Origin of the sequence: Kitasatospora sp. NPDC057518 (genome assembly GCF_042802075.1) — a bacterium.
Taxonomy (GTDB): Bacteria; Actinomycetota; Actinomycetes; order Streptomycetales; family Streptomycetaceae; genus Kitasatospora.
Genome location: NZ_JBHVEU010000472.1, coordinates 1 through 6,837, shown reverse-complemented (window position 1 = coordinate 6,837; position 6,837 = coordinate 1). Strand labels below are relative to the sequence as shown.

5 protein-coding genes and 1 pseudogene are annotated in these 6,837 nt (G+C 71.3%); 4 read left to right on the top strand and 2 right to left on the bottom strand.

All coding sequences use genetic code 11. The annotated features are described in order from the left end of the window. Positions 1–60 precede the first annotated feature (60 nt). From ACFU7Z_RS33500 to ACFU7Z_RS33485, 4 genes are all read left to right on the top strand, one after another. A complete protein-coding gene (locus ACFU7Z_RS33500; RefSeq protein ID WP_079271918.1) occupies positions 61–582 on the top strand; it encodes a septum formation initiator family protein in 522 nt (173 codons plus the stop codon). Beyond that, positions 554–1,225, top strand: a complete 672-nt coding sequence (locus tag ACFU7Z_RS33495; RefSeq protein WP_079271855.1) for a DUF501 domain-containing protein — start codon at positions 554–556, stop codon at positions 1,223–1,225. The genes ACFU7Z_RS33500 and ACFU7Z_RS33495 overlap by 29 nt, the downstream gene beginning before the upstream one ends. Further along, positions 1,222–2,163, top strand: coding sequence for an exopolyphosphatase (locus ACFU7Z_RS33490; protein WP_380781682.1), 942 nt, complete (start codon positions 1,222–1,224; stop codon positions 2,161–2,163). Before ACFU7Z_RS33495 ends, ACFU7Z_RS33490 begins: the two co-directional genes overlap by 4 nt. Positions 2,164–2,591: 428 nt before the next feature. Further along, positions 2,592–3,959 carry an NAD(P)/FAD-dependent oxidoreductase gene (locus tag ACFU7Z_RS33485; RefSeq protein ID WP_049651966.1) on the top strand — a complete coding sequence of 456 codons (1,368 nt, stop codon included), beginning with the start codon at positions 2,592–2,594 and terminating at the stop codon, positions 3,957–3,959. A 177-nt stretch (positions 3,960–4,136) separates the two neighbouring features. On the opposite strand, the gene ACFU7Z_RS33480 is transcribed toward ACFU7Z_RS33485, so the two are convergent. Together ACFU7Z_RS33480 and ACFU7Z_RS33475 are read right to left on the bottom strand one after the other, a co-directional pair. After that, entirely contained in the window at positions 4,137–6,692 is a 2,556-nt protein-coding gene (locus ACFU7Z_RS33480) for an ABC transporter permease (RefSeq protein WP_380781680.1), read from the bottom strand. Between the two features lie 48 nt (positions 6,693–6,740). Continuing rightward, a pseudogene (locus ACFU7Z_RS33475) lies at positions 6,741–6,837 on the bottom strand (ABC transporter ATP-binding protein); the annotation flags it as partial.

The window sequence follows — 6,837 nt, the reverse complement described above, 5'->3', positions numbered from 1 at the left end:
GCCGTTCACCCCGTAGGGTGGACGGCGGGGCACCGTCGCGACCAGGAGGGGATACGGGAGATGGCTGGCTGGAGGATCCCGGGCTTGGCGGCCCGGCCCCGGTTCACGAGCCGGGCGACCGTCCTCGTCCTGGTGCTCTGCTCGCTGGTGGCGATCCTCGCCTACCCGACGCGGCAGTTCATCTCCCAGCGCGCCGAGATCTCCGCCCAGCGGGCGAAGGCCGACCACGCGCGCCAGCAGGTCGAGCAGCTGCGCCGGGAGAAGGCCCGCTGGCAGGACCCGGAGTACGTCAAGGCGCAGGCTCGCGCCCGGCTGCACTACGCGGTGCCGGGGGAGACCCCGTACATCGCGGTGGACCCGGCCGGCCAGGCCTCCGCCAGGACCTCCTCGTCCGCGGGCGGGGCCGCCTCCGGGCCGAACGCGGCGCCCGGCGGCGCCGCCGGCCAGGCGAAGGCCGCCAAGCCCTGGTACGCCAGCATCTGGGACTCGGTGGACGCCGCCGACACCGCCGCGGCGGCCCCCGCCACCCCCCTTCCCCTCCCACCGTCCCCCGTTGGAGACACCTCCCCCCATGACCACTGAGAACCACCCCACCGTCTCCGACGCCGACGTCGCGGCCATCGCCGCCCAGCTCGGCCGGGTGCCGCGCGGCCTGCGCGGCGTGGCGCACCGCTGCCCCTGCGGCAACCCGGACGTCGTGGAGACGGCTCCCCGGCTGCCGGACGGCACGCCGTTCCCCACGCTCTACTACCTGACCTGCCCCAAGGCCGCCTCGCTGATCGGCACCCTGGAGGCGGAGGGCGTGATGAAGGACCAGAGCGCCCGGCTCGCCGAGGACCCGGAGCTGGCCGCCGCCTACCAGAAGGCGCACGAGGACTACATCGCCCGGCGCGACGCGATCGAGGTGCTGGAGGGCTTCCCGAGCGCCGGCGGCATGCCGGACCGGGTGAAGTGCCTGCACGTGCTGGTCGGCCACTCGCTGGCGGCCGGCGAGGGCGTCAACCCGCTCGGCGACGAGGCGATCGGCATGCTGGAGGACTGGTGGGCCAAGGGCCCGTGCGTCTCCCCGGCCGAGGTCGAGGCGGCCGGTGAGCGGGTCGCCCGCAACCGCGCCAAGGAGCAGGACCACGAGGCCGTGATCGCCGCCAAGCAGCAGAAGGCCGCCGAGCGCGCCGCGAAGAAGCGGGCCGCCGAGGACGCCGCGGCGGAGCGGGAGTCCGAGTGAGCGCGACCCGGGTGGCCGCGATCGACTGCGGCACCAACTCGATCCGCCTGCTGGTCGCCGACCTCGACCCGGAGACCGGGGAGATCACCGACCTGGACCGCCGGATGATCGTCAACCGGCTGGGCCAGGGCGTGGACCGGACCGGCCGGCTGCACCCGGACGCGCTGGCCCGCACCTTCGCGGCCTGCCGGGAGTACCAGGCGATCATCTCCGGTTTCGGGGTCGGCCCCGAGCGGGTCCGCTTCGTCGCCACCAGCGCCTCCCGGGACGCCGAGAACAGCGACGAGTACGTCAAGGGCGTGCGCGACATCCTGGGCGTCGAGCCCGAGGTGGTGAGCGGCGAGGAGGAGGCACGGCTGTCCTTCGTGGGCGCCACCAAGGAGCTGACCGGCGGTCAGCTCCCCGGCCCGTACCTGGTGTTCGACCTCGGCGGCGGCTCCACCGAGTTCGTGCTCGGCACGGACGACGTGCAGGCGGCGCGCTCGGTGGACATCGGCTGCGTGCGGCTCACCGAGCGGTACTTCGGCGACGCCGAGCTGCCCTCCGAGGCGCAGGTCGAGGCCGCCCGGGCGCACGTGCGGGCCGAGCTGGACCGGGCCGAGGAGGTCGTCCCGCTGACCGGCGCGGCCACCCTGGTGGGCCTGGCCGGGACGGTCACCACGGTGTCGGCGATCGCCCAGGGCCTGCCCGGCTACGACTCGGCGGCGATCCACCACTCGCGGATCAGCCGGGAGCGGGTCGCCGGGATCGCCCGGGAGCTGCTGGCCGCCACCCACGCCGAGCGCGCGGCCATCCCGTCGATGCACCCGGGCCGGGTGGACGTGATCGCGGCCGGGGCGCTGGAACTGCTGGAGATCATGGAGCGCACCGGCGCCGCCGAGGTGGTCGTGAGCGAGCACGACATCCTGGACGGAATCGCCTTCGGTATCGCCTCCTGACCCCGTGCGGGGCTTACCCGACCGGCCCCGGCACCCCTTTCGGGGGGCCGGGGCCGGGGCGCGCCCGAGCGCGGGTGGGAAAGTTCGTGAATTTCTTCACATGGGGATCCGGCCATTCGCCGCACCGGCCCGCCCACTACGTCCGAAATGTGGGACCGAAGGCCCGTCGGCCGGGTGGCCCATGGGATCGCAGGTCAGGCCTCGTTTGAGGTTTGAAAATCGAAATCACGTGCGGGAACCCGGGCGTTGTGCGGATCGTTGCTGCTCAGGCCGGTGGTGCTCCGCCGTGCGTTCGCGCGGGGCCGCCCAGGGGTGGGGGTCACCGCGCCGGGCCTGGTTTTGCGGCCGCGCAGTGTAGCACGGGGGGTCCGTCAACTTGTGACCGGGCTCACGAAGGCTGCTCCGGACGGTGCTGGATACTTTCGGATATGAGCACCACGGAGCGTCCTCGCATCCTCATTGTCGGCGGTGGTTACGTCGGCCTGTATGCCGCGATGCGCATCCTCAAGAAGATGCGTTACGGCGAAGCGACCGTCACGGTCGTCGACCCGCGGTCGTACATGACGTACCTGCCCTTCCTCCCCGAGGCGGCCGGCGGCAGTGTCGCGCCTCGCAACCTCATCGCGCCGCTGCGCAGCACCCTGAAGAAGGCGGAGGTGCTGACCGGGTCCGTCACCGGCATCGACCACGCCCGCAAGGTTGCCACCATCCAGCCCGCGGCCGGTGACAGCTACGAGCTGCCCTTCGAGTACCTGGTCGTCGCGACCGGCTCGGTCTCCCGCACCTTCCCGATCCCGGGTCTGGCGGAGAACGGCCTCGGCATGAAGACGGTCGAGGAGGCCATCGGCCTCCGCAACCACGTCATGGCCCAGCTCGACAAGGCCGAGTCCACCACGGACGAGGACATCCGCCGCAAGGCGCTGACCTTCGTGGTGATCGGTGGCGGCTTCGCCGGCATCGAGACCGTCGCCGAGGTCGAGGACATGGCCCGCGACGCGGCCAAGCTGTACAAGACCGTCAGCCGCGAGGACATGCGCTTCGTGGTGGTCGAGGCGGCCAACCGCATCCTCCCCGAGATGGGCCCGGACCTCGGTCTGTGGACCAAGGAGAAGCTCGAGGAGCGCAACATCGAGGTCTACATCGAGACCTCGATGGACTCCTGCGTCGACGGCCACGTCATGCTGAAGAACGGCATGGAGATGGACGCCTCCACCATCGTGTGGACGGCCGGCGTGAAGCCGAACCCGGTGCTGGCCAACTTCGGCCTGCCGCTGGGCCCGCGCGGCCACGTCGACACCGCGCCGACCCTCCAGGTCCAGGGCTTCGACTACGTCTGGTCCGCCGGCGACAACGCCCAGGTGCCGGACCTCGCCGCGGGCGAGGGCGCCTGGTGCCCGCCGAACGCCCAGCACGCCAGCCGTCAGGCCGTCGTCCTCGGCGACAACGTGATCTCCGGCATGCGCGGCTTCCCGCAGAAGGAGTACAAGCACAAGAACCTGGGTGCGGTCGCCGGTCTCGGCCTGCACAAGGGCGTGGCGATCCTCTTCGGCAAGTACAAGCTGAAGGGCCGTCCGGCCTGGTGGTTCCACCGCCTGTACCACGGTGCGATGGTGCCGACCTTCAACCGCAAGGTCCGCGTCTTCACCGACTGGACCCTCGCGATGTTCCTCAAGCGCGAGATGGTCGGCCTCGCCCAGATGGAGAAGCCGCAGCTTCCCATCCAGGAGGTCACTCCGCCCACCAAGCCCGTCGAGGCCGCCAAGCCGGCCGCCGACAAGGAACTCGCCAGCAAGTAAGCGACTGAGACCCCGGTGTGGGAGCACCGGGGTATGAGTCGGAGGCTCTCCGCCCGGCAGCGTTGCCGGACCACGACCTCCGTGGTGCTCAGCCGGCCGTGCGACCGGGCGGAGTACAGAAGTAGAAGGTCCCCTGCCGAACCCTCCGGCAGGGGACCTCTCTCGTTGCGGGACCGGTCAGTCGGTCTTGATGCTCTCCAGGATGTCCAGCTTGGACGCCCGGCGGGCCGGCCAGATCGCGGCCACCAGGCCGACCACCCCGGCCAGCGCCAGGAACAGCGCCAGCTGGCCGAACGGCAGGACCGTGGTCAGGCCGGAGAGGCTGGACTTCAGGGTGCCGTTGATCGCCCAGGCGATGAAGCAGCCGAGCAGCAGGCCGATGCCGGCGCCGAACAGCGAGATCACCACGGACTCCAGACGGACCATCCGCTTGATGCCGCCGCGGTCCAGGCCGATCGCCCGCAGCATCCCGATCTCGCGCTTGCGCTCGAAGACCGACATCGCCAGCGTGTTGACCACGCCCAGGATCGCGATCAGGACCGCCATCCCCAGCAGGCCGTACATCAGGTTCAGCGCGAAGGTGATGGTCTGGCTGAACTCGTCCCGGACGTCCTGCTTGGACTTCACCTCGATCACCGGGTTGGCGCCGGTGGCGTCCTTCAGGGCCTGCTTGAGGCCGTCGGTGGCGCCGTCCTTGCCCTTGACCAGGACGTCGGAGATGTACGGCTTCGGCTCGTGCTTGGCGATCTCGCTGTTGGCCAGCATGACCGGGCCGAGCATGCCGCCGGTCTTGTACACACCGCCGACGGTGACCTTGCCGGTGGACTCGTCCGGGTAGGCCACGGTCAGCACCGAGCCGGTGGTGACGTTCAGCTTCTTGGCGGCGTCCTCGTCGAGCAGCAGCTGGCCCTGGCCGAAGCCGGCGGTGGAGCCGCTGGTCAGCTCGACGTCGGCGAGCTGGTCCAGGACGGCGGCGTCCAGGCCGTTGACCGTCCTGCTGGTGCCGTCGAGCTCCCAGTACGCGGTCGTCATCGCCGAGGAGGCGGCCACCCCGGGGGCCTTGGCGATCTGGGCGGGCACCTGCGCGGACAGGCTCATGCCGTTGGCGGCCCCGACGATGAAGTCGGCCTTCATCGAGCCGGTGACGGCCCGGTCGATGGTGTCGTTGACCGAGGCGCCGATCACGGTGAGCCCGGTGACCAGGGTCAGACCGATGGTCAGCGCGGCGGCGGTGGCCGCGGTGCGGCGCGGGTTGCGCACCGCGTTCCGCTGGGCGAGCCTGCCCGGGGTGCCGCCGAGCCGCAGCAGCGGGCCGACCAGCGCGACCACCGGACGGGAGAGCAGCGGCAGCAGGACGAACACGCCGATCAGGGCCAGGAAGGCGCCCAGGCCGACCGGCAGCCGGCCGCTGTCGTTGCCGGTGGAGGCGCCGTAGCCGATCAGGGCGAGGCCGCCGCCGGCGAGCACCGAGCCGATCGTGTTGCGGACCACCAGGCTCTTCTGGGAGACCGGCTGGTCGCCGCTGCTCATCGCGGCCACCGGGGCGATCCGGGAGGCGCGCATGGCGGGCAGCAGGGCCGACGTGACCGTCACCAGGACGCCGACCACGACCGTCACCACGACGGTGAGCGGCTTGATCACCAGCGAGCCGTTCGGCATGTTCTCGTTCATCGCGCCGATCAGCGACTGCATCCCGGCGCCGATCCCGATGCCGGCGACCAGACCGGCCACGGCGGAGACGGTGCCGATCAGCAGCGCCTCGATCAGCACGGACCGGGTGACCTGCTTGCGGCTGGCACCGATGGCCCGCATCAGGGCCAGCTCCTTGGTGCGCTGGGCGACCAGCATGGTGAAGGTGTTGGCGATGATGAAGATGCCGACGAAGAGCGAGATGAAGGCGAAGACCAGGAGCATCGTGCGCATGCTGCTGGTGCTCCTGGTGATCATCTCCTGCTCGTCGGCCTTGAGCTTGGCGCCGGTCTCGATGTCGAACTGGTGGCCGGAGGGCACCACGGGCTGGGCCTGGGCGAGCAGCGCGTCCTGGCTGGTGCCGGGCTTGGCGGTGAGCACGACGCTGCTGTAGCGGCCGGGCTCCAGCAGGGTCTGCTGGGCGGTGGCCCGGTCGAACAGGGTGAGCGAGCCGCCGGTGTTCACCACCGGGTCGTCGGTGGTGAAGATCCCGGTGAGCTTCGCCTCGATCACCGGTCCGTTGGCGGCGACCCGGACGGTGTCGCCGACCTTGTAGCCCGCCTTGTCGGCGGTCTTGCGGTCGAGCGCGACCTCCTTGGCGGCCTTCGGGCCCTGGCCCTCGGCCATCGGGTAGCGCGGGTCCTTGCCGTCCTGGCCGGGTGCGAAGTTGGCGCCCTTGGCGGCCCAGACCTGGCCGATCAGGTTGCCCTTCTTGTCGGCCACGCCGGTGAAGCCGCTGACCACGCCGCGGGCGCCGGCGGTGCCCGGCAGGGCGGCCAGCTGCTGGACGGTGGCGTCGGTGAGGGTGGCGGAGCCGCCCTCGCTCTTCTGCCGGGCGGAGGCGTTGGAGCCGGCCGCGCGGTCCACCACCTGGACCGAGACGTCCGAGTAGCTCTTGGAGTTGCTGTCCCGCATGGCCTTGCCGAAGGTGTCGGAGAAGACCATGGTGCCGGCCACGAAGGCGGTGCCGAGCATGACGGCCAGGGCCGTCATCAGCAGCCGGCCCTTGTGGGCCAGCACGTTGCGCAGTGCGGTGCGATACATGGGGTGTCCTGGGAAGGTCGGTGAGCGGGCTGCGACTGCTGCGCCGGACTAGCTGGTGCGGCCCTTGGCGTCGAAGCGGCGCATGCGGTCCAGGACGGTGTCGGCGGTGGGCTGGTGGAGTTCGTCGACGATGCGGCCGTCGGCG

Coding starts and splice junctions, on each gene's coding strand:
- ACFU7Z_RS33500 (WP_079271918.1), top strand. CDS start 61: ATGGCTGGCTGGAGGATCCCGGGCTTGGCGGCCCGGCCCCGGTTCACG.
- ACFU7Z_RS33485 (WP_049651966.1), top strand. CDS start 2,592: ATGAGCACCACGGAGCGTCCTCGCATCCTCATTGTCGGCGGTGGTTAC.
- ACFU7Z_RS33480 (WP_380781680.1), bottom strand. CDS start 6,692: ATGTATCGCACCGCACTGCGCAACGTGCTGGCCCACAAGGGCCGGCTG.